General features: G+C 73.1%; 23 protein-coding genes and 1 riboswitch. Of the genes, 14 read left to right on the top strand and 9 right to left on the bottom strand.

Translation table 11 applies throughout. The features are described 5' to 3' along the window. Positions 1-117: riboswitch (TPP riboswitch) on the top strand. The 3 genes from MANAM107_RS01085 to MANAM107_RS01075 all read left to right on the top strand — a co-directional run bounded on the left by MANAM107_RS01085 (position 108) and on the right by MANAM107_RS01075 (position 5,037). Beyond that, on the top strand, positions 108-1,814 hold the full coding sequence (locus tag MANAM107_RS01085) for a bifunctional hydroxymethylpyrimidine kinase/phosphomethylpyrimidine kinase (protein WP_223910026.1): 1,707 nt from the start codon (positions 108-110) through the stop codon (positions 1,812-1,814). (Overlaps the previous riboswitch by 10 nt.) Continuing rightward, the gene (locus tag MANAM107_RS01080) at positions 1,811-3,457 is read left to right on the top strand and encodes an MFS transporter (protein WP_223910023.1); all 1,647 of its coding nucleotides are present in this window, start codon (positions 1,811-1,813) and stop codon (positions 3,455-3,457) included. The genes MANAM107_RS01085 and MANAM107_RS01080 overlap by 4 nt, the downstream gene beginning before the upstream one ends. Continuing rightward, the gene (locus tag MANAM107_RS01075; protein ID WP_223910020.1) at positions 3,454-5,037 is read left to right on the top strand and encodes a thiamine phosphate synthase; all 1,584 of its coding nucleotides are present in this window, start codon (positions 3,454-3,456) and stop codon (positions 5,035-5,037) included. Before MANAM107_RS01080 ends, MANAM107_RS01075 begins: the two co-directional genes overlap by 4 nt. A 25-nt stretch (positions 5,038-5,062) precedes the next feature. Here MANAM107_RS01075 and MANAM107_RS01070 read toward each other — a convergent pair whose 3' ends face one another. Beyond that, the gene (locus MANAM107_RS01070; protein WP_223910016.1) at positions 5,063-5,887 is read right to left on the bottom strand and encodes an ABC transporter permease; all 825 of its coding nucleotides are present in this window, start codon (positions 5,885-5,887) and stop codon (positions 5,063-5,065) included. Then, the gene (locus MANAM107_RS01065; RefSeq protein WP_223910013.1) at positions 5,884-6,903 is read right to left on the bottom strand and encodes an ABC transporter ATP-binding protein; all 1,020 of its coding nucleotides are present in this window, start codon (positions 6,901-6,903) and stop codon (positions 5,884-5,886) included. The genes MANAM107_RS01070 and MANAM107_RS01065 overlap by 4 nt, the downstream gene beginning before the upstream one ends. A 91-nt stretch (positions 6,904-6,994) precedes the next feature. On the opposite strand from MANAM107_RS01065, the gene MANAM107_RS01060 reads away from it, so the two are divergent. From MANAM107_RS01060 to MANAM107_RS01040, 5 genes are all read left to right on the top strand, one after another. After that, entirely contained in the window at positions 6,995-7,720 is a 726-nt protein-coding gene (locus MANAM107_RS01060) for a TetR/AcrR family transcriptional regulator (protein WP_223910011.1), read from the top strand. 283 nt (positions 7,721-8,003) lie between these two features. After that, entirely contained in the window at positions 8,004-9,668 is a 1,665-nt protein-coding gene (ffh, locus tag MANAM107_RS01055; RefSeq protein ID WP_223910009.1) for a signal recognition particle protein, read from the top strand. Next, complete coding sequence (locus tag MANAM107_RS01050) at positions 9,665-10,789, top strand: amidohydrolase family protein (RefSeq protein ID WP_223910007.1); 1,125 nt, start codon at positions 9,665-9,667, stop codon at positions 10,787-10,789. Before ffh ends, MANAM107_RS01050 begins: the two co-directional genes overlap by 4 nt. A 95-nt stretch (positions 10,790-10,884) precedes the next feature. Further along, positions 10,885-12,072: an AAA family ATPase gene (locus tag MANAM107_RS01045; protein WP_223910005.1), complete on the top strand. Its 1,188-nt coding sequence runs from the start codon at positions 10,885-10,887 to the stop codon at positions 12,070-12,072. Then, positions 12,069-12,662 carry a DUF4276 family protein gene (locus MANAM107_RS01040; RefSeq protein WP_223910003.1) on the top strand — a complete coding sequence of 198 codons (594 nt, stop codon included), beginning with the start codon at positions 12,069-12,071 and terminating at the stop codon, positions 12,660-12,662. The genes MANAM107_RS01045 and MANAM107_RS01040 overlap by 4 nt, the downstream gene beginning before the upstream one ends. A gap of 65 nt (positions 12,663-12,727) precedes the next feature. On the opposite strand, the gene MANAM107_RS01035 is transcribed toward MANAM107_RS01040, so the two are convergent. The 7 genes from MANAM107_RS01035 to MANAM107_RS01005 form a co-directional block, all read right to left on the bottom strand. Then, complete coding sequence (locus tag MANAM107_RS01035; protein ID WP_223910001.1) at positions 12,728-13,126, bottom strand: type II toxin-antitoxin system VapC family toxin; 399 nt, start codon at positions 13,124-13,126, stop codon at positions 12,728-12,730. After that, positions 13,123-13,386 carry a FitA-like ribbon-helix-helix domain-containing protein gene (locus tag MANAM107_RS01030; protein ID WP_223909995.1) on the bottom strand — a complete coding sequence of 88 codons (264 nt, stop codon included), beginning with the start codon at positions 13,384-13,386 and terminating at the stop codon, positions 13,123-13,125. Before MANAM107_RS01030 ends, MANAM107_RS01035 begins: the two co-directional genes overlap by 4 nt. Before the next feature lie 96 nt (positions 13,387-13,482). Continuing rightward, positions 13,483-14,097 (bottom strand): response regulator transcription factor, encoded by a 615-nt coding sequence (locus tag MANAM107_RS01025; RefSeq protein WP_223912671.1) that lies wholly within the window; start codon positions 14,095-14,097, stop codon positions 13,483-13,485. Positions 14,098-14,171: 74 nt separating this feature from the next. After that, entirely contained in the window at positions 14,172-15,452 is a 1,281-nt protein-coding gene (locus tag MANAM107_RS01020; protein ID WP_223909992.1) for a sensor histidine kinase, read from the bottom strand. Positions 15,453-15,508: 56 nt separating this feature from the next. After that, a complete protein-coding gene (locus MANAM107_RS01015) occupies positions 15,509-16,336 on the bottom strand; it encodes an ABC transporter (protein WP_223909989.1) in 828 nt (275 codons plus the stop codon). A 109-nt stretch (positions 16,337-16,445) separates the two neighbouring features. Beyond that, positions 16,446-17,471, bottom strand: coding sequence for an ABC transporter ATP-binding protein (locus tag MANAM107_RS01010; protein ID WP_223909986.1), 1,026 nt, complete (start codon positions 17,469-17,471; stop codon positions 16,446-16,448). A gap of 142 nt (positions 17,472-17,613) precedes the next feature. Further along, the gene (locus MANAM107_RS01005) at positions 17,614-18,729 is read right to left on the bottom strand and encodes a hypothetical protein (protein ID WP_223909983.1); all 1,116 of its coding nucleotides are present in this window, start codon (positions 18,727-18,729) and stop codon (positions 17,614-17,616) included. Positions 18,730-19,435: 706 nt separating this feature from the next. Here MANAM107_RS01005 and rpsP point away from each other — a divergent pair. From rpsP to rplS, 6 genes are all read left to right on the top strand, one after another. Beyond that, positions 19,436-19,921 carry a 30S ribosomal protein S16 gene (gene rpsP / locus MANAM107_RS01000; protein WP_179899937.1) on the top strand — a complete coding sequence of 162 codons (486 nt, stop codon included), beginning with the start codon at positions 19,436-19,438 and terminating at the stop codon, positions 19,919-19,921. Position 19,922: 1 nt separating this feature from the next. Next, positions 19,923-20,159 carry an RNA-binding protein gene (locus tag MANAM107_RS00995; protein ID WP_003786440.1) on the top strand — a complete coding sequence of 79 codons (237 nt, stop codon included), beginning with the start codon at positions 19,923-19,925 and terminating at the stop codon, positions 20,157-20,159. 321 nt (positions 20,160-20,480) lie between these two features. After that, positions 20,481-21,047 (top strand): ribosome maturation factor RimM, encoded by a 567-nt coding sequence (gene rimM / locus MANAM107_RS00990; RefSeq protein WP_223909980.1) that lies wholly within the window; start codon positions 20,481-20,483, stop codon positions 21,045-21,047. Next, positions 21,044-22,501, top strand: a complete 1,458-nt coding sequence (gene trmD, locus MANAM107_RS00985) for a tRNA (guanosine(37)-N1)-methyltransferase TrmD (protein ID WP_223909977.1) — start codon at positions 21,044-21,046, stop codon at positions 22,499-22,501. Before rimM ends, trmD begins: the two co-directional genes overlap by 4 nt. A gap of 53 nt (positions 22,502-22,554) precedes the next feature. Next, a complete protein-coding gene (gene lepB, locus MANAM107_RS00980) occupies positions 22,555-23,553 on the top strand; it encodes a signal peptidase I (protein WP_223909974.1) in 999 nt (332 codons plus the stop codon). A gap of 88 nt (positions 23,554-23,641) precedes the next feature. Beyond that, the gene (gene rplS / locus MANAM107_RS00975) at positions 23,642-23,989 is read left to right on the top strand and encodes a 50S ribosomal protein L19 (RefSeq protein ID WP_179899940.1); all 348 of its coding nucleotides are present in this window, start codon (positions 23,642-23,644) and stop codon (positions 23,987-23,989) included. The last annotated feature ends 17 nt before the right edge of the window (positions 23,990-24,006 follow it).

Genomic DNA, 24,006 nt, shown 5'->3' with positions numbered 1-24,006 from the left:
ACGGCGGACACGGGGTGCGCGCCCCGACGCCATGCGGGCGTCGCAGTCGCGCTGAGATCACACCCGTGGAACCTGATCTAGCTCGTACTAGCGAAGGGAATGTCCGCATGACACCCGTACCCGCCCTCGTCCCCCGCGTGCTGTCCATCGCCGGCACCGATCCCTCCGGTGGCGCCGGAACCGCCGCAGACACCAAGTCGATCACCGCCGCCGGCGGCTACGCCATGGCCGTGGTCACCTGCCTGGTGGCGCAGAGCACCCGGGGGGTGCGCGAGGTCCACACCCCGCCCACCGCCTTCCTGCGCGCCCAGCTCGACGCCGTGGGCCAGGACGTGGCCATCGACGCCGTCAAGACCGGCATGCTCGGCACCACCGAGATCATCGAGACCGTCTGGGCCTGGCTGGAGGAGCTCGGGTCCCAGCCCGCCCAGCACGCTGCTCGCCGCGCCCAGGTGGCAGGCCCCGGCGGCAGGCCGCCCCTCCTGGTGGTCGACCCGGTCATGGTGGCCACCAGCGGCGACCGCCTCCTGGAGCCCCAAGCCGAGGCCGCCATGACCGCCCTGTGCCAGCGGGCCACCGTCATCACCCCCAATATCGCCGAGCTGGCGGTCATCACCGGGCAGGAGCCCGCCACCACCGCCGAGGAGGCCCTGGACCAGGCGCGCGCCTGGAGCCAGCGAACCGGCACCGACGTCCTGGTCAAGACCGGGCACCTCAGCGGCGAGATGGCCACCACCTTCTGGGTGGGCCCGGACGGCGTCCTGGCGCAGGTCCCCACCCGGCGCCTGGCCACCACCTCCACCCACGGCACCGGCTGCTCGCTGTCCAGTGCCCTGGCCGCCCGCCTGGCCGCCGGGCAGGAGCCCGCCCAGGCCCTGGCCTGGAGCTGCCACTGGCTCCATGAGGCCATCGCCCACGGCGCCGAGCTGGGCGTGGGCCAGGGCCATGGCCCGGTCGACCACTCCCACCGCTCCCGGCGCCTGGCCCTGGCCGCCGACACCGCCCCCTGGGTGCCGCGCGATGCCGTGCCCCCGGCCCTGGAGCACCCCGATGAGCTCCGGGCCGTGGCGGGCGTGCCCGGCCTGCCCTCCCCACCCGCCGCCCATCCCGACCGGGCCGTACCGCCCCAGGGGCCCTGGACCCGGGCGCTGTGGCGATCGGCCGGCCCCCTCATCGCCCAGATCCAGGACAGCGGCTTCGTGCGCGCCCTGGTCGAGGGCACCCTGGCCGCCCCGGAGTTCGACTTCTACCTGGCCCAGGACACCCACTACCTGGCCCGCTACGCCAAGGCCCTGGCCACCGTCTCCACCCGGGCCCCCAGCGCCGCCCAGACCGCCCAGTGGGCGCGGACCGCCGCCGCCGTCATCGACGACGAGGCCGAGCTCCACCGCACCTGGCTGGCCGGGCGCGAGCTGCCCGCCGAGAGCCCCGTGTGCCTGGCCTACACCGACTTCCTCCAGGCCACCGCCTCGGTCGAGCCCTACGCCGTGGCCGCGGCGGCCCTGCTGCCCTGCCCCTGGCTCTACGCCCACATCGGGGCGGGCATGCCCCACCCCGGCCCCGACCACCCCTACGCCGCCTGGCTGTCGACCTACCACGACCCCGTCTTCGCCCGGATGTCCAACCAGGCGGCCGCCCTGACCGAGCAGGCCATGGCCCAGGCCACGCCCACCGAGCGCTCCCGGGCCGCCCGGGCCTTCCTCATCGCCTGCCGCCACGAGCTGGAGTTCTTCGAGCAGGCCCGGCGCCTGGGCGACATGCAGGCGGGCGGGGCTGCGGTGGGCCAGATGCAGGACGGCGGGGCACCGGCATGAGACGGGCCCAGCCGGCCCCCGACCCGGGGCCGGGCCCCCGACCTGCCCCCGCTGACGGCGCGCCGGGGCCAGCAGCCGAGCAGCTGCCCCCGCAGGGCCGGGCGGCGCTGCGCGCCGGCGTCGTGGGCAACTGGGTGGACAACCTCCACGTCTTCGCCCCGCTCATGGCCCTGGCCCCGGCCCTGCCCGAGCTGGCGGGGCCCGGCCGGGAGCTGGGAGCCGGCGCGCTCATCGTCGTGGCCATGCTGCTGGGGCGCCCCGTGGGCGGGGTGCTGCTGGGGAGGGTCTCGGACCGCCTGGGGCGCACCCGCACCACGCGCCTGGCCATCGCCGGCACCGCCGCCTGCTCCCTGCTCATCGCCGTCCTGCCCGGCCACCAGGTGCTCGGAGCGGGCACCATGGCGGCGATCCTCGTGCTGCGCCTGGCCGGCGGGGTCTTCGTGGCCGGGGAGTACTCCGCGGCGATCCCCCTGGCCATGGAGTGGAGCCCCGGTGGGCGCAGGGGCCTCATGAGCGGGGCGATCCTGTCCATGGCGCCCCTGGCCCAGGCCACCATCGCCTTCGCCACCGCCGGCCTGCTCAGCCTCCTGGGCCCCCAGGCCTATGCGGCCTGGGGGTGGCGCCTGGTCTTCGCCGCCGGTGGCCTGGCCTCCCTGTCCATGCTCGCCTACTACTCCCACCGGGTGGTCGACGCCCCCATCTTCCACCGCCAGCGCGCCCAGGCCGGCCCCGGATCGCAGCCGGGGCCGGAGTGGTCGGGCGAGCCGGCGCAGCCGGGACGGGGGCGCGGCAGGTCGGCGCGGCCGGGCCCGTCCGACCGGGGCCGGCTGCGCGCCCTCCTCCACGGGCCCTGGGCGCCCCGGTTCTGGCAGTGCATGGTCCTCATGACCGGCCTGTGGTGCCTGACCGTGGCCGCCGTCCTCCTGCTCAGTGCCCGCCTGCCGGCACTGACCGGCCTGAGCGCCGCGGAGGTCTCAGTGGCCATGGGCATCGCCTCCGTGGCCCAGGCGGCCGCCATGGCCTGGGCCGGGCACCTGTCCACCCTGGTGGGGCGGCGCTGCCTGCTCATGGCCTGGGGCGCGGTGGCAGGGGCGGTCGGGCCGGCGGCATGGTGGTGGGCGGCAGGGGCCACCACCCCGGCCCAGGCCGCCGTGGCCGCCGGCCTCACCCAGGTGGCGACCGTCAGCGCCTACGGCCCGGTGGCGGCCTACCTCTCCGAGCGCTTTCCCACCCCGGTGCGCTCGACCGGATACGGATCGGCCTACAGCCTCTCGCTCATCGGCCCCTCCCTCTACCCCTTCTACCTGCCGGCCCTGGAGGCCCGGGCCGGGGAGGGCGTGACCATCACCGGCCTCATGGCCCTGGGCGGAGCGCTCGTCATCCTGGGGGCCCGCCTCGGCCCCGCCCTCAGCGGGGAGCAGATCCGGGACGATCTGGACCGCGCGGCCCTGGGGGAGGACCGCGCCGGCCCCCGTTGCGCATCCTCGGACCGGGGCGGGATCAGTCAATGGCGTGATGGCGCCGCACTCGCCACGGCCGGGTGCCGTGAACGCACTGAGGATGCGCCACAGGCGCCGCAGGACCGGCGGGCCGGGGGAGGACCGGTGGAGAGCGGGCGAACAGGACGGGCAGAGCCTCTATGAGCACGGCAGGAGAGCAGACCAGCAGGACCGAGGCCGCCGGGACGGGCCCCGGCGATAACCACCCCGCCCTGCAGGAGGCGCCCTCGCCCCCGAGCTGGGATATCGAGCAGGCCGCGCCCACCATCGCCGCTGTACGCCGCACCCAGCCCCTCGTGCACTGCCTGAGCGCCACGGTCTCCATGGGGATCGTGGCCAACGGCCTGCTGGCCGCCGGCGGGCGCCCCATGATGACCGAGACCCTCCAGGAGGCACCCGCCATCACCGCCCTGGCCGACGCCCTCCTGATCAACCTGGGCACCCTGAGCACCGACGGCGCCGTCGGGATCCCCGCCACCGTCGCCGTCGACCCCGGCCGGCCCTGGGTGCTCGACCCCGCCGCCGTGGGGGCCGCCCCGGTGCGCACCGCCCTGGCCCGCCACCTGCTGGCCAGCCGCCCACGGATCGTGCGCGCCAATGCCAGCGAGGTCAGGGTCCTGGCCGGGGCCTCCACCGGCGGGCGCGGCGCGGACTCCGTGGATGCGCCCGAGGCCGCCCGCACCGCCGCCGTGGAGGTGGCCCGGTGCACCGGGGGAGCGGTGGCGGTCTCGGGGGAGCGCGACCTCATCGTCGATGAGCAGCGCGCCGTCGTCGTCGAGCGGGGCAGCGCCATGCTCACCCGCCTCACCGGAACCGGCTGCCTGCTGGGGGCCCTGAGCGCGGCCTGCCTGGCCGTCCAGCCCGACCCGCTGGCCGCGGCCGCCGGCGCCAGCCTCTGGCTCGCCCTGGCCGGGGAACGGGCCGCCGCGCGCTCGCGGGGACCGGGAGGCTTCGCCACCGCCCTGCTCGATGCCCTGGACGAGGTGGGCAGGCAGTGCGAGGGCGCGGAGACCGTCCCGGCCCCCGCCCGCTCGACCGCCCGGAGGGGAGAGCCCCTCGACCTGCGCTGCTACCTGGTGACCTCCGGCAGCGGGCCCCGCACCGTGGAGGTGGCGGCCGCCGCTGCGGGGGCCGGGGCCGGCGTGGTCCAGGTGCGCGCCAAGGATCTGGAGGCCGCCGCGCTGCTGGAGCTGGTGCGGGCGGTGGCCGAGGCGGTCCAGCGGGCCCGGTCCGCCACCCGCGTCCTGGTCGATGACCGCAGCGACGTGGCCCTGGCGGCGATGCAGGCCGGGGCGCATGTCCACGGGGTCCACCTGGGGGCCCAGGACCTGCCGGTGCGCGCGGCGCGCCAGATGCTCGGGCCCGAGGCGATCATCGGCCTGACCACCGGCACCCTGGAGCTGGTGGAGGCGGCCAATGAGGTGGCCGGGGCCATCGACTACGTGGGGGCCGGGCCCTTCCGCCCCACCCCCACCAAGCGCTCAGGACGCCGGCCCCTCGGCGTGGAGGGCTACCGGCCCCTGGTGGCCGCCAGCAGGGTGCCGGTGGTGGCCATCGGGGATGTGCGCCCCGACGACGCCGCCGCCCTGGCCCGCAGCGGCGTGGCCGGGGTGGCGCTGGTGCGCGCCCTCATGGAGGCCTCCGATCCGGCCGTGGTGGTCGCCCGCGTCCTGGAGGGCTTCCGGGCTCCCGGCCCCCACCCCCGGCGACCCCGCCCGCGCTGACGGCGCGGACGGGGCAGGGGACGTCTCACCGCCGTGACAGTGCTCGCAGGCAGATCACCAGGCTCACGGCCGCCCACACCAGCAGGACGATGAGATCCCTGACCTGCCAGGTGTAGTCGCCCGAGGCCAGCCCCGCGCGCAGCAGGTCGGCTGCCGGGCGGATGGGCAGCCAGTCGTGGAGCACCTCCAGCCATCGGGGCAGGTGGGATGCGGGGAAGGTCACGGGCGAGAACAGGAGGATGAAGAAGATGAGCGCCTGGGTGGCCGCTTGGGCCACCATGGGGCGCAGTGCCACGGCGATCGCATAGCCGACGGTGGCGGACACGCTGCTCACCAGCAGCGCTGCGCTGACGAGCAGCGGCCAGTGCGGGTCCAGGGACAGGTCGAAGCGCAGCAGCGCCACCGTCAGGGAGGCGGCGAGTCCGGGCAGGGCTATCACCGCCCACATGGTGAGGTCGGCGATCAGGAGGATCGGGCGAGGCACCGGCAGGCTGCGCATATAGGCGAAGGTTCCGTTGTTGCGCTCCGTGGCCACGGCCTGGGGGACCATGACCAGCCCGACAGTCAGGAGCTGGACGGTGGGCGCTCCGGTCGACATGTGCAGGGCGATCCCCGGCAGGTCATCGATGCCGGGGATGAGCAGGGCGAACCCGAGGATGATCCCGGCGGCCATGAAGATCTGCAGCACGATGACCACGGGGAGCATCGGCCCCACGGAGAGCAGCTTCCACCGCAGGATGGTGAGGTAGAGGGACCGGGCGCCCGGGGCGCGGGCCGACAGCGGGCGGCCCGTCCCGGCGGGCTCTGGGGCGGTGGTGGTCGGAGTGGTGGCTGGGGTGGCGGTGGTCATGCGGCGATCTCCTCGGTCTGGTCGTCCTGCTCGGAATCGGGGGCCTGGGTCAGGCCCAGGTAGGCGTCCTCCAGGGTGCTGGGGCTCAGGGCGTAGGTCTCGATGGCCCCGCTCTCGCGCTGGCCGGTGGCCCACTCCACGCAGGCCGCGGCGTCGGCGGCGGGGATCGTCAGCAGGAGCCGGCGCCCGGTGCGCACCGCCTGCAGCGGCTGTGAGGGCAGGGCGGGGCGGGTCTGGGGCCCCTGGGTGCGCGCCTGCGGGGAGGCGGCGTCCAGGGGGCTCTGCGCGCCCGTCGCCAGGTGCAGCTCGAGACGCAGGGCGCCCTCGCCGCCGCGCAGGCTCGCGGGCGTTCCACTGGCCACCACCCGGCCGCGGTCCAGGACGATGACCTCGTCGAGCACCTGATCGGCCTCGATGACGTTGTGGGTGACCAGGAGGACCCCCGCCCCGGCGTCGGCGCGCCGTCGCACGGCGTCCCACAGGAGGCGGCGGCGCGAGGCGTCGACGTCGTTGGTCGGCTCATCGAGGATGAGCAGCGGCGTGGGGGCGACGGCGGCCATGGCGAAGCCGACGAGCCTGCGGATCCCGCCCGACAGGCCGCCGCCCTCGGGCAGGGCGCGGCGGGTCAGCCACGGCCCGTAGTCGAGCTCCTCGGCCAGCGCCAGGGAGGCGGCCCGGGCATCGCGGGCGGACAGCCCCCGCAGCCGTGCAGCGATCTCAACGGCCTCGCGCGGGGTCAGCCCGTCGATGGGGGACTGGGCCTGGGGCTGGATCGCGACGGCGCGCCGTGCCGCGGCCGGGTGGGCGACGGCGTCGAGGCTCCCGATGCGGATGTCCCCGGAGTCGGGCCGCAGCAGGCCGACCACTTGGGAGACCAGGGTGGTCTTGCCGGCACCGTTGTGGCCCAGGAGGCCGACGACGGTGCCGGGCTCGACGCTCAGATCAACGGAGTCGTTGGCGGTGACGGCGCCGAAGCGGCGCGTCAGACCGGTGATGCTCAGACTGGGGGAGGACATGATCGCCTTTCAGATACTCTCGGTATGTGCATACCGAGAGTATCTGGGGGTGGGCTCGGGTGCAAGCCCTCCCTGGCGCTACGATCGGCAGGTGCACGACCTTCCCGACCCGATCAGCCGTAGGGACCGCCAGAGGCAGACCCGCGAGGCCATCGTCCTTGCCGCCCGCGCCTCCTTCGCGCGCGACGGCTACCACGGCGCGCGGCTCGATGAGATCGCGCGCGCGGCGGGCTTCTCCAAGGGCGCGGTCTACTCCAACTTCGCGAACAAGGCCGAGCTCTTCCTGGCGATCATGGACATGAACATCGAGCAGTCGCTGACCGCGGGGGGGCGCACCCTGTTCGAGATTCCATCGGCGGAGCTGTCCGACGACAGTGATGCCGCCCGCGCCGTGCGGAACTTCGCGCTCGCCACCCTGGAGTTCGTCGCTGTGGCGGCCAGGGACGAGGTCCTGAGCGTCGAGGTGGCACGGCGCATCGATCTTCAGCTCCTGGGCTATGCGGCGCTCGACGAGGCGGTGCGTGCGGCGCGGTGCGAGCGCGGCGAGGCCGTCGATGATGATCTCGACGCCGAGCAGGTCGGCGCCCTCCTGTCCGCCCTCTATCAGGGTGCGGCCGCGCTGAGGCTCGCCGGGAGCAGGGCCTTCGACGGCGAGCTGCTCAAGGCGGGCAGGGCGCGGCTGCTCCAGCCCGGCGGCCTCTCGGTTGACGAGATGTCGGAGGTCCTGGCCCGGGCGCAGCGCCTCCCGCTGGTCGAGCAGCGCATGGCCGAGGCGGTGCGCGACTGGCGGGCGAGCCGCCAGGAGGGGCAGGAGTAGTCCTCACCGCCGGCTCGGCGCCGTCGGCTCGGCCGTCATGGGCGGGCGTCGCCTATCGGCACGCCGCCCTCGGCGGATGATCTGGAGGCGCAGGACAGGCGCTGGCTATGCCGTGGGGTGATCCGCTGGGCCCCTCACCCGGGAGGCGGCCCCGTGGGCGGGGGCCGGCCTGGCCGTCGCAGGCGGGGAGCACTCGGTGAGGGGCCGGCTTGCCCGGCCCGCTATCCTGGCCCCGGCGTGCGCTGCGCCTAGGCCATCCTGCCCCGACCCAGAAGGACCCCTCGTGTTCGGCAACCTCTCCGACCGGCTCACCGCCTCCTTCAACCAGCTGCGCGGCAAGGGCCGCCTGACCGAGGCCGACGTCGATGCCACCGTCGGCGAGATCCGCCGCGCCCTGCTGGAGGCCGACGTCGCCCTCCCGGTGGTGCGCGCCTTCACCGCGGCGGTGCGCGAGAAGGCCACCGACGCGGCCCGCTCCCAGGTCCTCAACCCCGGCCAGCAGGTCGTCAAGATCGTCAACGAGGAGCTCGTCGAGATCCTGGGCGGGGCCAGCCGCGAGATCAACTGGGCCGACCGCGGCCCCACCATCATCATGCTCGCCGGCCTCCAGGGCGCCGGCAAGACCACCCTGGCCGGAAAGCTCGGGCGCTGGCTGCGAGACCAGGGCAAGCGCGTCCTGCTCGTGGCCTCCGACCTCCAGCGGCCCAATGCCGTCACCCAGCTGAGCGTCGTGGCCGAGCGCGCCGGGGTGCACGTGTGGGCCCCCGAGCCCGGCAACGGGGTGGGCGACCCGGTGGCCGTGGCCCGCTCCGGTGTGGAGCGCGCCCGCGAGAACGGCTACGACGTCGTCGTGGTGGACACCGCCGGGCGCCTGGGCGTGGACGCCGAGATGATGGACCAGGCCATCCGCATCCGCGACGCCGTCAGCCCCCACGAGATCCTCTTCGTCCTGGACGCCATGGTGGGCCAGGACGCCGTCAACACCTCGGTGGCCTTCCGCGACGGCGTGGGATTCACCGGCGTGGTGCTCTCCAAGCTCGACGGCGATGCCCGGGGCGGTGCGGCCCTGTCCGTGCGCGGGGTGACCGGTGCCCCCGTCCTGTTCTCCTCCACCGGTGAGGGGCTGGGGGACTTCGAGCGCTTCCACGCCGACCGCATGGCCTCGCGCATCCTGGATATGGGGGACCTGCTCACCCTCATCGAGCAGGCCGAGCGCACCATGGACCGCCAGGAGGCCGAGGACGCGGCCGCCAAGCTGGCCAAGGGCACCTTCACCCTCGACGACTTCCTGTCCCAGCTGCGCCAGATCCGCAAGATGGGATCGATGAAGAAGCTGCTGGGCATGATGCCCGGCATGGGGCAGATGCGCGAGGCCCTGGAGAGCTTCGATGAGCGCGAGGTCGACCGCATCGAGGCCATCGTGTGCTCCATGACCCCGGCCGAGCGCAAGGACCTGTCCATCCTCAACGGCTCGCGCCGCTCGCGCATCGCCAAGGGCTCGGGCACCACCGTCCAGGCCGTCAACGAGCTGGTGGAGCGCTTTGAGCAGGCCAAGAGGATGATGGAGGCCATGGCCTCCGGCGGCATGGACGGGCTGGGCGCCGGGGGAGGGATGCCGGGCATGGGCTCCCTGCCCGGCACCGGCAAGCACTCCAAGGGGCGCCAGGCCCCCAAGGCCAGGAAGAAGGGCAAGGGGGGCTCGAAGAAGGGCCGCTCGGGCAACCCCGCCAAGGCGGCCCGCCAGGCCAAGGAGTCGGCTGCCCGGGCCGAGGAGGCCGCCCAGGCGCCCGCGCCCGTGGCCGGCTCGGCCTTCGGGCTGGGCGGGGCGGCTGGCTCCTACGGGATCATGCCCGAGTCCTCCCCGGCGCCCGAGGCGCCCTCGCAGGCCGGCGCCGAGGAGGTCGTGTCCGCCCTGCCCGAGGACCTGCGCCGCCACCTGGGGCTGTGAGCCGGCTGGGGGCTGCGGGGCCCGGTGCCGGGGCGTCCCCCGCGACCGGGGTGCCGCTGACCCGGCGGGCCGGGGAGGGCTACGTCATCCCCGGCGGGCTGGTCGATGTCCACTGCCACATCGGGCTGGGGCCCGGCGGCGCCGTCGACCGCCCCACCGCCCTGGCCCAGGCGCGCGCCGCCGCGGGGGCCGGTATCGGGCTCATCCGCGACTGCGGGGCTCCCACGGACACCCACTGGCTGGAGGATCCCGACCAGGTGGTCGCTGCGGGGCCGGCTGTGCGGGGGGCGGGCGGCGCCGATCCCGATGGCCGTGACGCTGATCGGGACCTGGGGCCGGGGGCTGTCAGTATGCCGCCGCTGCCGCGCCTCATCCGCTCCGGGCGCCACCTGGCCCGCCCCAAGCGCTACCTGCGCGGCTTCGCCGAGGAGCTGGGCTCCCCGGGCGACCTGGTCGAGGCGGTGGCCCGCCAGGCAGGGTCCGGGGACGGGTGGGTCAAGATCGTCGCGGACTGGATCGACCGCTCCCAGGGGGCCGATGCGGATATCGCGCCCCTGTGGCCCGCGCCGGTGCTGGCCGAGGCGGTGGCCGCCGCTCACGAGGCCGGGGCACGGGTGACCGCCCACACCTTCAGCCGTGCGGCACTGGGGCCGCTCATCGAGGCGGGGGTGGACTGCCTGGAGCACGCCACCGGCGCCGGCCCCGAGGAGATCGCCGAGATCGCGGCCCGCGGCATCGCCGTGACGCCCACCTTCCTGCAGGTCGACTACTTCCCGTCCTTCGCCGAGCAGGCGGGGGGCAAGTACCCCCGCTATGCGGCCACGGTCACGGCCCTGCACGCGGCCCATGACGAGCAGGTGGCCGCCATGCACGCCGCCGGGGTCCGGCTCCTGCCCGGCTCCGACGCCGGAGGCACCCTGCCCCACGACTCCCTGCCCGCCGAGCTGCTGGCCTGGCGCCGGGCGGGCCTGGCCGACGCGCAGATCCTGCACCTGGCCACTCTCAGCGCCCGGGAGTTCCTGGGCGTGCCGGCCGACCCCGGGCAGGCCGGGCCCGTGACCTACCCCCGCGACCCCGCCGAGGACCTGGCCGCCCTGCTGGAGGCGGGGCCCGCGGCCTGAGCCGGGCGCGAGGCGCGCCAGGCGCCCGGGGTGGCTCGGGGGACTCGGGGAGGGGCGTGCCGTCCTCGTTGGTTGGTGGCCGATAGGCTGAGGCCATGAACACCACCTCAGGGGCGCGCATCCGGCGGCTGCGGCTGACGAACTACCGCAGTGTCGCCTCCTGCGATCTGGCACTGGGAGACCTGGCGGTGCTCGTGGGCCCGAACGGGGCAGGGAAGTCGAATATCCTCGACGCCCTCGCCTTCCTCAAGGAGGCGCTCTCCAGTGGCTTGGACGAGGCCATCGATGATCGTGGTGCGGACCAGATCGCCTATCGAGGCTCACGCAGGCTGCAGGCGCCCCGCGTTGAGGTGGAGGTGGAGATCGAGGGTCTCCCCGGCGGTGGCAGTTGTACGTACTCGGTGTCCTTCACCGTCACACCGACCATCGCACCAGTGATCACGGTGCACTCCGAGAAGTGCACTGTGCGCACCGCGGACGGCGCACACTGTGCTGGCTTCTCCACCGAGACAAGCATGGCCGAGGTCGATGGCGTGCGGATACCTGTGCCCGCGATTGAGGGCTCGTCCCTGATCCTTGGGGCCTTGGCAGGGTATGACCACTTCGCGGCCGTCCGCAGGGCCCTGCTCTCCACAGCCGTGAGTGCGCCCCGGCCTGATGCGATGCGCCTGGTGACGCATCATGGGGTGGGCAAGGGGCTTGAGCGCGAGGCCGGGAACCTGGCCGCAGTCCTGCTCTGGCTCCAGCAGGAGATGCCGGAGATCAAGGGCAGGATCGAGGACTATCAGAGGCTCATCGTGCCGGGCCTGCAGACGGTCAGTCCGCGCGAGGCCGGGGGTGCCTATGTCCTCGACTTCGAGCTCGGCTCCCAGGGATCGGATGACGCCTTCCCGCTGCTCGCCGGCGTTATGAGCGACGGAACGCTCCGTGCCCTGGGCATTCTCACCGCCCTCTTCGCACCCCAGGGGGATGGGGTCCTCGGGCCAGTCGTGGTCGAGGAGCCTGAGACCGCGCTGCATCCCGCTGCCGCGGGCATTCTCTTCGACGCCCTCCGGGACGCCTCCTACAGGCGTCAGGTGCTGGTGACCACTCACAGTGGTGACCTTCTCGATGCTGGCGACCTTGCTCCCTCCGAGCTGTTCGCGGTCCGATCTGAGGCCGGGGGCACTCATGTGGGGCCACTGGACGCCGGCGGTAGGCTGGCCCTGGATGAGTCGCTGTTCAGCGCCGGGGAACTCCTGCGCACCGACCAGCTCCAGCCCGCTCCGGATTCCCTGTCATGACAACGATCGTGGGCTCCGTCGTCGAGGGCCATGGTGAGGTCAAGGCGCTTCCGGAATTGCTGCGCCGAATCGCCTATGAGGCCACCATCTTCGATATCGAGGTGCGTCAGCCCCATCGAGTGGGGCGCGATTGCATGCGTTCCACCGAAGTGCTGAGCGCGGTGAGAGTTCAACGCGCCGGGATCGAGGAGCGTGGTGGCATCGGCGTGATCATCGTTCTCTATGACTCGGATGATGACGACCCGGAGGAATGCGCGGAGGCGACCCGCACTGCGCTGGAGGGTCATGGGGCCGTCGTGGCCGTGGCGGTCCGCGAGTACGAGGCATGGTTCCTCGCGGGGATCGAATCGCTTCGCGGCCATCGGGCGATCAAGGATGACGCCGTCTATGACAAGGACCCTGAAGTGAAGCTGGGAGCCAAGGAGGCCCTTGAGAAGCAGATGGTCGAGAAGTATGTGGAGACGCGCCATCAGGTCGCCTTCTCAGCAGAACTGGACTTGGATACCGCCGCTCAGCGCTCGCCCTCCTTCGCGCGTTTCCGGGAGCAGTACCTCGCAGCGCTCGCAGAAGTGACAACGGTTCACGCGTGAAACGCGAGTGCGGGGTACAGAATGCGATGACCCCGCACTCGCATTGTGCACCCCGCACTCGCATGTCAGGCGCTGATGACTTCGATGGGGCAGCGTGTGCCCGGGGCCGCGGCGATGCGCGCATCGGCGGTGACCAGGGTGCAGCCCTCCGCCTCGGCCAGCGCGACATAGGCGGCGTCATAGGAGGAGAGGTTATCCTTGAGCTCCCAGATCCGGCTCACCAGTGGCGCCGCCGGCCGCTGATCGATGTCCATGGTCCCCAGGGCCAGCAGGGCATCGAGCGCGGCGGCCTCAGTGATCCGCCCTCCCAGGCGGTGACCGCGGATGGCGGAGAGGACCTCGACGGTGAGGTGGTCCGGCGCGATCCAATGCGGATCGAGGCGGAGACGATCGCGCGTGGCCGTGGTGATCGGCCCATGGGGGAGGAGGACCGCCACGAGGGCCGACGCATCGATGACGATCACGACGATGCCGGACCCAGGTTCTTGCGGTCCTGCTGCGCCCGTGCAGCATCGAGGACCCCCAGGGTCTGGGAAGGGTCGAGCCGTGCCGACGGCTCCTGACTCGCCAGTCGCTCAAGGGCCTCGATGTTGCGGGCCCTGCTGTGCTCCCGGGTCACCAGCTCCAGGAGGTAGGCCTGGAGGGACTGCCCGCGACCCCTGGCGCGCTCAGCCAGGGCCTGGCGGACCTCCTCAGGGACATTGCGGATCTGCAGGGCAACCATGCATGCATTTTACATGCACGACATGCACTACATGTCAGAGCAGGCGGTGCGGGCATGAGCACAGGCAGGCGAGTGCGCGGTCGGTGGGTGGGCGCCTCACAGCCAGCCGTTGGTCTCGGCGGTGCGGGCCGCCTCGGTGCGGTTGCGGGCATGGGTCTTGGCGATCGCACTGGACAGGTAGTTGCGCACCGTGCCCTCGCCCAGGTGCAGGGCCTGGGCGATGCCGTGCGCATCGGCGCCCCGCGCCGCCAGGCGCAGCACCTCCTTCTCCCGCTCCGTGAGCGGATTGGGGCCCAGAATCACCGACTCCTGGGCGAGGTCGGCGTCGATGACCCGCCCGCCGGCATGGATCCGGCGGATCGCCTCGGCCAGCTCCTGCGGGGGAGTGTCCTTGACCAGGAAGCCGCTGGCCCCCGCCTCCAGGGCCCGCGACAGGTAGCCGGGGCGCCCGAAGGTCGTCACGATGAGGCTGCGGCAGCCCAGGCCCAGGGCGTCCAGCTCGGCGGTCGCCGCCAGGCCGTCCATATCCGGCATGTCGATATCCAGCAGGGCCACGTCGATGGCCTGGCTGCGCGCCGCGGCGACCGCCTCGCGCCCGGTGCCCGCCTGGGCCACCACCTCGATGTCCTCCTCCAGCCCCAGCAGCGTGGCCAGAGCCCCGCGCACCAGCGCCTGGTCGTCGGCGATGAGCACGCGGATCGGCCCGTGCACCGACTGCGCCGACGGCACCGATGACGGGGCGCCCGGCGTGCGTGGGCCGGGGGCCTGCGGGTGCATCGGCGCCGTCATAGCCGGACCTCCAGGGCCGTGCCCGCACCGCCGCCGTCCCCCTCGGCGGGGCTGAGCAGCCGCAGGGCGCCCCCGGCGCCCTCGACCCGCTCGCGCAGCCCCCGCAGCCCATTGCCCAGGGGCGCATCCCCCATCCCGGAGCCGTCGTCGACCACGCGCAGCAGCCCCGGGGCCAGCTCCAGGCGCACCCGCTGGGCGCCGGCGTGCCGCAGGATGTTCGTCGTCGCCTCGCGCAGCGCCCAGGCCAGCAGTTCGCGCTGGGCCAGGGGGACCGAGGCCGCCGCCCCCTCCACGCCCACCGCGATCCCGGCCGCGGTGAAGGCCGTGCGGGAGGCCTCCACCTGGCTGGCCAGGTCCGGGGTGCGCAGGCGGTTGACGGTGGCGCGCACATCGGCCAGGGCGCCCCGGGACAGCTCGATGATCGCCGCCAGTTCCTCCTGGGCCGCCTGCGGGTCGCGGGGCACGAGGCGCTGGGCCACCTCCGCCTTGAGGGTCAGGACCGTCAGGGAGTGGCCCAGGATGTCGTGGACGTCGCGGCCGATCTCCTCGCGCTCCCGCAGCGCCGCCAGCTCGGTGTCGCGGGCCAGCTCGCGCTCGCGCGCCAGGAGCCGCTGGTGGCTGCCCTCATCCCCGATGCGCGAGAGCAGCACGAAGACCGCCGAGACGCAGCAGCCCAGGACCGCCTGCAGGTAGTGGCCCGGCGCCCGCACCGCGAAGGCGAGCAGGAGGCAGCCCAGGCAGAGCGCGCTGACCGTGAGCGCCCCGCTGCGCAGCGGCAGGACCCACAGGATGACGGCGCAGAAGTAGGGGATGTAGAAGACGTACCACAGGCCCAGGACGGGCAGGGTCAGGGCCGCCAGGAGCGCCATGGCGCCCAGCCGGGCCAGCAGCATCCTCAGGCGGGGCGCGACGCCGCCCGCCTCCGGCTGCTCGAACCAGGCCGTCATCGTCGAGACCGCCCACATGTAGACGCCGGCGAAGCCGATGAAGCCGATGATCGTGGTGGTCTTGGCCGCCAGTGGGATCGCACTGGCGATCGTCACGGACATCGGGACCAGGAGCAGGACCACCCAGAAGGAGGCGTACCAGTCGATGCTGCGGTACCAGGGGCCGCGCCGGGCGGCGGCCCTGCGCGCCTGGCGGCGGGTGCGGCCGGCAGCCTCGGCAGGGCCCTGGGCGCCCACGGCGACGCCGCCCGCGGGGGACGGCTCCTGTGCCCCGCCCATCGCGCCCCCGACGGCGGGGCCCGCGCCGTCCGCGTCGTTCGTCGTGTCCATGCTGCCCGCGGGGCTCATGGCTGCCGATGCTGCCGATGCTGTCGATGCCATGGCGCTCAGCGCCGGGCCGTCGAGCGGCGCATGGAGGCCAGGCAGACCAGGGCCAGGATGAGCGTCCATGCCACGAGGTTAGCGAGTTGGAGCCACATGCCCTCCCTGATCGGCCCGGTGGCCGTGACCACCATGTCGTCCAGGATCGGGCGCTGGCTCAGACCCGCCGCCCCGTAGAGCGGCGTGGCGTGGGCGATCGTGAACAGGGTGCCGCCCAGCGGCATGAAGATATTCGACAGGAACCCCCACACCGACACCGATGCCGAGGCGATGCCCACAGCCCCCTGGGAGGGGAACCACAGGCCGATGGCCAGGCCGTAGAGGGAGAAGGGGATCGTCGGGGTCAGGCACAGCAGGTAGGAGCCCGCCCACACCAGGGGGCTGTCGCACCTGGCGCCCAGGAGGGCCCCGGCGGTGAAGATCAGCGTCACCGGCACCAGGGACAGCAGGACCGCCGCGGCGGTCTTGACGAGCATGTAGGAGCGCATGCCCCCCGGTGTCAGGGCCATCTGCCGCCCCCAGCCCCCGGCCAACTCGACGGCGGAGGTCCCCGCCACGCTCGTGGCCGCCATGGCCGTGGAGAACACCGCCATATTGACCATGACAACGGCATTGACATTGCCCCGGCCGGCGTCGAAGTCGCCATAGGAGGCCATGGCCCCGAACATGAGGTAGAAGGCCAGCGGCATGATGATGATGAAGATGATGGTATCGGCCCGGATGACGGTGTTGCGCAGCTCGGTGACGATATAGGGCACCAGGCTCGGGCGCTCCCGGCTAGCGGCGCTGGCAGTGCCGGGGGTGGGGACGGCAGGAACGGCGGGGGCGGTCATGATGCTCTCCGAATCTTCTTGGGTGGTTTTCTTGGGTGGCTGGGATGCGGTTCTCGGATGACTGGCGGTTTGTCGGCGGCTGACGCCGGGGAAGTCCGGGCCGGCCGGATCAGGCCGCCTGCGCGGGGTCCTCTGCCGGATCCTCGGCGGGGGAGTGGACGAGCTCGGCGAAGACCTCGTCTAGGCTCAGGGCGGTGATGCCCAGGTGGTGGCAGGGAGTGCGGGTCAGCAGGAGGCGGGCGACGTCGTCGGGCGCGCTGGTGCGGATCTCCAGGTGCTCCCCGTGCACGCGGGAGCCCAGAACGGCCGGGCCCGCCTCGGCCAGCGCCTCGCGCAGCTGCGCGGCGCCGGCCAGCCCCGGCCAGGTGGCCGTGATCGTGGTGCCCTGGCCCAGGGCCCGCACCTCATCGACCGAGCCGGCCGCCACGATGCGGCCATGGCTGATAATGATGATGCGGTCGGCGAAGTCCGCCGCCTCCTGGAGGTAGTGCGTGGCGAAGAGGACGGCCCTGTCGCCCGCGGCGCGCTCGCGGATCGCGGCCCAGAAGGTCCGGCGCGCCGTGACATCCATGCCTGCCGTGGGCTCATCGAGGACCATGAGGTCGGGGTTGCCCAGCAGGGCCAGGGCCAGGCGCAGGCGCTGGCGCTCCCCACCGGAGCACTTGGCCACCTTGCGGCGCAGGATCGGCGTGATCCCCGCCAGCCGGGTGACCGCGGCGATGTCGTGGCGGGCGCCGCGCATGGCGGCCACGATGCTGATCGTCTGGCTCACCGTGTAGTCGGGCAGGAGGCCGCCCTCCTGGAGGATGGCACCGGTGCGCATCCGCCTGGCGGCCTGGGCGGGCGCGGCGCCGAAGACCCGGGCAGTGCCGGTGTCGGCCGCGGTGAAGCCGAGGATGATGTCCAGGGTGGTGGACTTCCCGGCCCCATTGGGGCCCAGGAAGGCGACGATCTCCCCAGGGCGCACGGTCAGGTCGATGCCGTCGACCGCCCGGAGGCTCCCGAAGGTCTTGACCAGGCCGGTGATCTCCACGGCGGGGCCGGTGCTCGTGGCGGGCGGTGCGCCGGGGCCGGCCTGCGTGGAGGCGGTGGCGGGATGGGCGGGGCTGTTGCGGGTGGGGGCTGTGGTGCTCATGGCCCCAGGGTGATCCGCCGGGGCGGGAGCCGGTACTGAGCACTGTCACCGCCTGGGGATGACAGGTGTCATGGGTCGGTCGCCGGTGGCCTGCGGGCGCCGTAGCCGTGTCAGTAGCGAGCCGGGAGTACCGGATGGCCGGTTACTGAACGGGCCTGTAGCCGACGACCTCGGATCCCTCAATCGTGAGGATGAGCTCCTCATCCACCCTGGACGTCCCTCGCCTCAGATGGGAGGAGGCGTGAGCGGGGACTGTGGCGGTGCCAGTCTCGATATCGATGAGAATGACGGTGCTGATGGTATTGCGCTCAGTCCTGATCAAGAGCGCGTGGCGATCCGCGCTGAGCGTGGCAAGTCCCTGGTAGGCGCCATCATCAACGCCCTGCCAGCTGAAGGACTCTCTCGGCAGGGCGATCGGTGAGCCATTGAGGGTGCACTCGAAGAGATCCTCGCAATGCAGCACCGTGTCGGCCCAGGAGGTATCACCGGACTCGTAGGCCCGCCGGAACTGGTCCACCGTCGGTTCCTGGCCATCGACGAGCAGCAGTGCATCCGGGGTCCTGGAGATGGTGAAGGTCTCGCCTTCGCGGCCCTGAGCACCGATGGCCGTCGCCTGGGTGCGAGACTCGTCCACGCGCACCCATCCGTCCGAGGCTGGGATATAGGCCGCCGGGGACTCCTGGCCCTCAATCCTCGTCGGCCACCCCCCTCGTACCGTGCCATCAGCCAATGACATGAAGGACACTGTGCGCCCAGCGTCCGTGGACACGACGACCGAGCCCTGGTCGGGGCCGCCGCCCACCCCGTGCCCGCGAAACGGTGTGACGTCCTCGCTATCCGTGTAGGTCCTTGACCAGCGCTCGCTGGGACTGCCCTCATTCCACTCCCAGGCACTGCAGGTGGGGGGCTCGGTGCTCACCGCGCTCGGGCGGCCGCATACGACGATGAGCTCCTCGTCGATGGGCACGGCGTTCCGGCTCCCGGTGGGCCAGGGAGCGTCGGAGACCTCCCCTGTCGCAGGATCCAGGAGTCCTTCGTAGACGGGGATCCTGCCACCCCACCAGGGGAGCCCCTCATAGATCTCACTGATATCGGTGTCCCGGGACTCCCAGAGCTGTACCGGCCCGCTCTCGGTGATCCGGTACCCCCGGAGGAGCGTCGTCGAGCTCTCCTCCCGAGTGGACAGGATCAGGCAGTCGCCCTGGGAGAAGACGGTCCAATCGGGACTCTCGAACCAGTCGCCGGCGCCACTGTCCATGCGCCACGACTCCTCCCACAGTCGCAGATCCTCGGAAACTCCGAGGCTGGCTGACGCTGAGCAGCCTTTGTCGGCCTGGCTGTCCGTTGCGGTGGCGGTCGGCGCGTGCGAGAGGAGCAGGGAGCGGATCGCATGGGCTCCGGCCAGGGCCAGGGAGATCACGACAGCGCAGATGGTGGCTCCGATGATCAGGCGCGGGACGGGGCGCCCCGATCCGCCCGGAGGCCTGGTCGCGCCCGGCCTTCCCAGCGCTCTGGGGGTATCGGGGTTCTTCGGCGGCCGGATCGAGGTGGGTGCGCCCGGCGGCCTGATGGAGCGGGGGCGGGGTCTCACAGGAGGATTATCCCCTCATCCTGCTCCCGGGCCTGGGCTTTGGCGCGCCCAACCCCAGTCGCGTGAGGATCCCACCGGTTCAGCGGTGAGACGAGATGAGACGATGGGATCGCGCGGGGAGGGATGGGATGGGGCATGGGGCCCGTGACGGGCGCTCGAGCCCTGTGGGCGATCTCGCACGGTGGACGGGCGGATCGGAGCGCGGGGAGGTGGCGGCCACCGCCCGCCCTCTGGCAAAATCTCCCGCTGTACTCGGCTGGACGTCGGTCCCTCTCCCGGCCCCGGTCGCGTCTCGGCTCACGCCGGAAACCGTTGCTTGACCCCACCGGGGACCAGCGCGCGCCAAACCATCCAGAACCAGGAGTTCCACCAAGTGGCAGTCAAGATTCGCCTCAAGCGCATGGGCAAGAAGTTCGCCCCCTTCTACCGGGTCGTCGTCCTCGACTCCCGTAAGAAGCGCGACGGCCGTGTCATCGAGGAGATTGGTCTGTACGACCCGATGCAGGAGCCCTCGCTCATCCGCATCGACTCCGAGCGCGCCCAGTACTGGCTCGGCGTGGGCGCCCAGCCCACCGACGCCGTCTTCAAGCTGCTGAAGATCACCGGCGACTACCAGGCCTTCAAGGGCCTGGCCGGTGCCGAGGGCACCTTGAAGGTCAAGGACGCCGAGGCCGCCTCGGTCGCCAAGCAGGAGGCCGTCAAGGCCGCCGCCGCCGACGCCGAGAAGCGCAAGGCCGCCGCCGCGGAGGCCAAGGCCAAGGCTGAGAAGGAGGCGGAGGCCGCGGAATCGGCCGAGGCCTCCGAGCAGCCCGAGCAGACCTCCTCCGAGGACGGCGCCGAGGCGTCCGAGGAGGCCTGAGATGCTGGCTGACGCCCTCGAGCACCTCGTGCGCGGCATCGTCGACAATCCCGACGACGTCACCGTCACCTCCCGCTCGCTGCGGCGCGGCGACCTGCTCGAGGTGCGGGTCAACCCCGAGGACCTCGGCCGCGTCATCGGCCGCTCAGGGCGCACAGCCCGGGCCCTGCGCACCGTCGTGGGCGCCCTGGCCGACTCGCCGGTGCGCGTCGACGTCGTCGACACCGACCGGCGCTGAGCCCAGCCCGACATCACCGCAGTGCCCGGCCCCTGCCCAGGGGCCGGGCACTGCGCGTGTGCTGCCCTAGGCATGGCCGGGCGCTGCCCGGGCTGCCCGCGCCGAGCCTGCCGACTGTGCCGGCAGTGGCGGCCCGGTCCCGGCCCTGTGCTCTGAGACCTCCCACGCCCCCGCCCGCGGCCGGGCCTCCGGACCCGGCCGCAGGGCGAGCAGGGTGGGGCAGGCCGCATCGCGGATACCTCACACCCGCCCAGCGCGGCCCACCGGCCCGGGCACGGTAGGTTGGGGCCAGTCCATCCGCCTGCACGCATTGGAGACCAGGTGCTGCTCACCGTCGCCGTCATCGGCCCGGCCCACGCCCTCAAGGGCGAGGTCCGCCTTGAGATCCGCACGGACGATCCCGCCGGGCGCCTGGCCGAGGGGACCAGCCTGCCCACCGACCCCGCCTCGGCCGGGCCCCTGACGGTCTCCCGCCTGCGCTTCGACGGCACCCGCTGGTTCGCCGCCTTCGACCAGGCCCGCGACCGCACCGCCGCCGAGGCCCTGCGGGGAGTGCGCCTGCTGGTGGACACCGATGAGGAGAACGACCAGGACGACGAGGAGTCCTGGTACCGCCACCAGCTCATCGGCCTGCGCGCCCTGTCCACCCAGGGGGAGCACATGGGCGAGGTCGTCGACCTGGAGCCCGGCGTGGCCCAGGACCGGCTCGTCGTGCGCACCCCCCGGGGCCGGCGCGTCGCCGTCCCCTTCGTCGCCGCGCTCGTGCCCCAGGTCGATCCGGAGGGCGGAACCGTCACCCTCGACCCGCCCGGCGGCCTGTTCCCCGAGGATGATGACGAGACTGATGAGGCTGCTGGGGACGCCTCCGGCACCGGGGGGCGCCGGTGAGGATCGACGTCGTCACGATCTTCCCCGACTACCTGCGCGCCCTGGACCTGTCCCTCATCGGCAGGGCCGCGGCCGGTGGGGCACTCGACCTGACCGTCCACGACCTGCGTGAATGGACCACCGACCGCCACCGCACTGTTGACGACACCCCGATCGGCGGGGGAGCGGGCATGGTGATGAAGCCCGACATCTGGGGTCGGGCCCTCGACGACATCCTGGTGGCCCCGGGCCCCGATGCCGCCGATGGGGCACCGCCCCGGCCGGTGCTCATCATCCCGACCCCGGCCGGCGAGGTCTTCACCCAGCGAACCGCCGAGGAGTTGGCCGGCGCCCAGCACCTGGTCGTCGCCTGCGGGCGCTACGAGGGCATCGATGGGCGCGTGGCCCGCCACTACGCCCAGCAGGGAGTGGAGGTGCGCGAGCTGAGCATCGGGGACTACGTCCTCAACGGGGGAGAGGCCGCCGCACTGGTCATCATCGAGGCCGTCGCCCGCCTGCTGCCCGGGGTCCTGGGCAACCCGGACTCCGTGGTCGAGGAGTCCCACGGGGCCTCGGGGCTGCTGGAGTACGAGGTCCACACCCGCCCCACCACCTGGCGGGGCCTGGAGGTCGACCCCGTCCTGCTCAGCGGGGACCACGGGCGCATCGCCCGCGCCCGCCGCGACCAGTCCATCGCCCGCACCGCCGCGCGCCGCCCCGACCTCATTGCCGCCCTGGACGCCGCCGCCCTGGACGCCGCCGACCGCGCCGCCCTGGCCGCCCACGGGTGGCTCGCGCCCCGCAGCGCGGCCCACCCGCGCCCGGTGACGATCCGGCCCGCCCGACCTGCGGATGTGGACCGTCTCGTGGCCCTGGCGGCCCGCACCTTCCCCGACGCCTGCCCCGGACACATCCCGCCGGAGTACATCCGCCGGCACGTGGAGACCCACCTGACCTCCGAGCTGTTCGCCTCCTGGATCGAGGACGAGCGCGTCGGCCTCTTCGTCGCCGAGCTCCCGCACAGCCCCCCGCCGGCCGGGCTCCCGGCCGAGGCCCCGGCCCCGCAGTGCCCTCTGGTGGGCTACAGCGCGGTCATCATGGAGGCCCCCGATGACAGCGGGGCCATGCCCCGCGGCCTGGATGAGTGCCCGCCCGGCCTGGCCGCCGGGCCCCAGGAGCTGGTCGCCGAGCTGTCCAAGGTCTACGTCGATGCGGCCATGCGCGGCTCCGGACTGGCCTCGGCCCTCCTGGAGGCCGCCGTCGCCCACGCCGCGGACCGCGGCGCCGACCTGGTGTGGCTGGGCACCGCCACCGGCAACAGGCGCGCCCAGAAGGCCTACCGGCGCTCGGGCTTCACCGCCGAGGGTGCGCGGGACTACCGAGTGGGGGAGCAGGTGTGCCGCGACGTCGTCATGGTCCGCCGGCCCGAGCCCACCGCGGCGTCGACGGCGGGGAGCACCAGGGGCACCGCGTGAGACGGGATGAGGACGGCACTGAGAACGCGACTGAGGATGGCAGCAGGGACCGCATGATTGAGACGCATACCGACAGGGCCAGCGCAGCCGGCAGTGCCGATGAGGCCGATCGGGCCGGTGAAAGTACCGACCAGGAGCGGGACGCCGCGGAGGCTGGTGACCAGGAGCAGGGCGCCGGGCCGGCCCTGGGCCCCGTGCAGGCCCGCCTGGTGCGCTGGGGGATCACCGCCATGTACGTGGTGGGCGCCGTTGTCATCGTGGCCCTGGTGCGGACCTTCATCGTCCAGACCTTCATCATCCCCTCGGGCTCCATGGAGGACACCCTCGTGGAGGGGGACCGCGTGGCGGTGACCATGTACGACGCCGAGCGGATCGAGCGGGGCGATGTCGTGGTCTTCACCGACCCCGACAACTGGCTGGATGTCACCGAGCCCACCGGCCTGCGCGGCCTGGGCCAGGACATCCTGGAGGCCGTGCGCATCCTGCCCCGGGACGCGGGCCACCACCTCATCAAGCGCGTCATCGGCCTGCCCGGGGATCATGTCGTGGCCGACGGCGAGGGCTCCCTGAGCGTCAACGGCGTCCCCGTGGACGAGTCCTACCTCAAGCCGGGCCGCCTGGCCTCCGAGGTGCCCTTCGACGTCGTCGTGCCCGAGGGGCACGTGTGGGTCATGGGGGACAACCGCTCCAACTCCGCCGACTCCCGCTTCCACCGCACCGACGCCCACGGCGGCTTCGTCCCCCTGGGCAACGTCATCGGCGTGGCCAAGTCCGTGGTCTGGCCGGTGGGGCACTGGGCGGGCCTGTCCCAGGGGGAGCAGGCCTTCTCCGAGGTGCCCGACGCCGAGGCCCCCGCCCCCGCCGGTGCCTCCGAGGACCCCACTGCACCATCGGCCGTGGTCGGTGCCCCCGCAGGCGTGAACTCCGGCACGTCGGTCCCGGGGGTCTCGCCGCTCCCCGGGCGCCTGTGGCACACTGAGCGGGCTCTGGGGCTCCGCACGGCCTCCGCCACTGGGGCGGCTCTGCACTCAGGAGACTCTCGGGCATCCTGATCTCGGCGCGAGCCGGCCCTCTGCGGTCCGTGGCATACGCGCCGCCGGACAAGCACCCCTGACCAGTGGCACGGGTGTGGAGAGAACCATGAACCTGATCGACCAGATCAACCAGGCCTCCCTGCGCGACGACATCCCGTCCTTCCGCCCCGGTGACACCCTCAAGGTGCACGTGCGGGTCGTGGAGGGCTCGCGCAGCCGTGTGCAGGTCTTCCAGGGAGTCGTCATCGCCCGCCAGGGCTCGGGCGTCTCTGAGACCTTCACCATCCGCAAGGTCTCCTTCGGCGTCGGCGTCGAGCGCACCTTCCCGGTCCACACCCCCTCCATCGACAAGATCGAGGTGGTCACCCGCGGCCGCGTGCGTCGCGCCAAGCTGTACTACCTGCGCAACCTGCGCGGCAAGGCGGCCAAGATCAAGGAGCGCCGCGAGGACTGAGCCCTCGCCTCCGGTAG

This window comes from Actinomyces capricornis (genome assembly GCF_019974135.1).
GTDB classification, from domain to species: Bacteria; Actinomycetota; Actinomycetes; order Actinomycetales; family Actinomycetaceae; genus Actinomyces; species Actinomyces capricornis.
The sequence above is the reverse complement of the archived record's forward strand: the minus strand, read 5'-3'. Positions and strand labels throughout refer to the sequence as shown.

Bases quoted from the DNA above. Each gene is read 5' to 3' on its own strand.
- lepB (WP_223909974.1), top strand. From the start codon at position 22,555: ATGATTGAGACGCATACCGACAGGGCCAGCGCAGCCGGCAGTGCCGAT.
- MANAM107_RS00995 (WP_003786440.1), top strand. From the start codon at position 19,923: ATGCTGGCTGACGCCCTCGAGCACCTCGTGCGCGGCATCGTCGACAAT.
- MANAM107_RS01070 (WP_223910016.1), bottom strand. From the start codon at position 5,887: ATGACCACCGCCACCCCAGCCACCACTCCGACCACCACCGCCCCAGAG.
- MANAM107_RS01085 (WP_223910026.1), top strand. From the start codon at position 108: ATGACACCCGTACCCGCCCTCGTCCCCCGCGTGCTGTCCATCGCCGGC.
- MANAM107_RS01015 (WP_223909989.1), bottom strand. From the start codon at position 16,336: ATGACCGCCCCCGCCGTTCCTGCCGTCCCCACCCCCGGCACTGCCAGC.
- MANAM107_RS01020 (WP_223909992.1), bottom strand. From the start codon at position 15,452: ATGGACACGACGAACGACGCGGACGGCGCGGGCCCCGCCGTCGGGGGC.
- MANAM107_RS01010 (WP_223909986.1), bottom strand. From the start codon at position 17,471: ATGAGCACCACAGCCCCCACCCGCAACAGCCCCGCCCATCCCGCCACC.
- MANAM107_RS01065 (WP_223910013.1), bottom strand. From the start codon at position 6,903: ATGTCCTCCCCCAGTCTGAGCATCACCGGTCTGACGCGCCGCTTCGGC.
- MANAM107_RS01080 (WP_223910023.1), top strand. From the start codon at position 1,811: ATGAGACGGGCCCAGCCGGCCCCCGACCCGGGGCCGGGCCCCCGACCT.
- MANAM107_RS01030 (WP_223909995.1), bottom strand. From the start codon at position 13,386: ATGGTTGCCCTGCAGATCCGCAATGTCCCTGAGGAGGTCCGCCAGGCC.
- rplS (WP_179899940.1), top strand. From the start codon at position 23,642: ATGAACCTGATCGACCAGATCAACCAGGCCTCCCTGCGCGACGACATC.
- MANAM107_RS01045 (WP_223910005.1), top strand. From the start codon at position 10,885: ATGAACACCACCTCAGGGGCGCGCATCCGGCGGCTGCGGCTGACGAAC.
- MANAM107_RS01040 (WP_223910003.1), top strand. From the start codon at position 12,069: ATGACAACGATCGTGGGCTCCGTCGTCGAGGGCCATGGTGAGGTCAAG.
- MANAM107_RS01075 (WP_223910020.1), top strand. From the start codon at position 3,454: ATGAGCACGGCAGGAGAGCAGACCAGCAGGACCGAGGCCGCCGGGACG.
- MANAM107_RS01005 (WP_223909983.1), bottom strand. From the start codon at position 18,729: ATGGACAGTGGCGCCGGCGACTGGTTCGAGAGTCCCGATTGGACCGTC.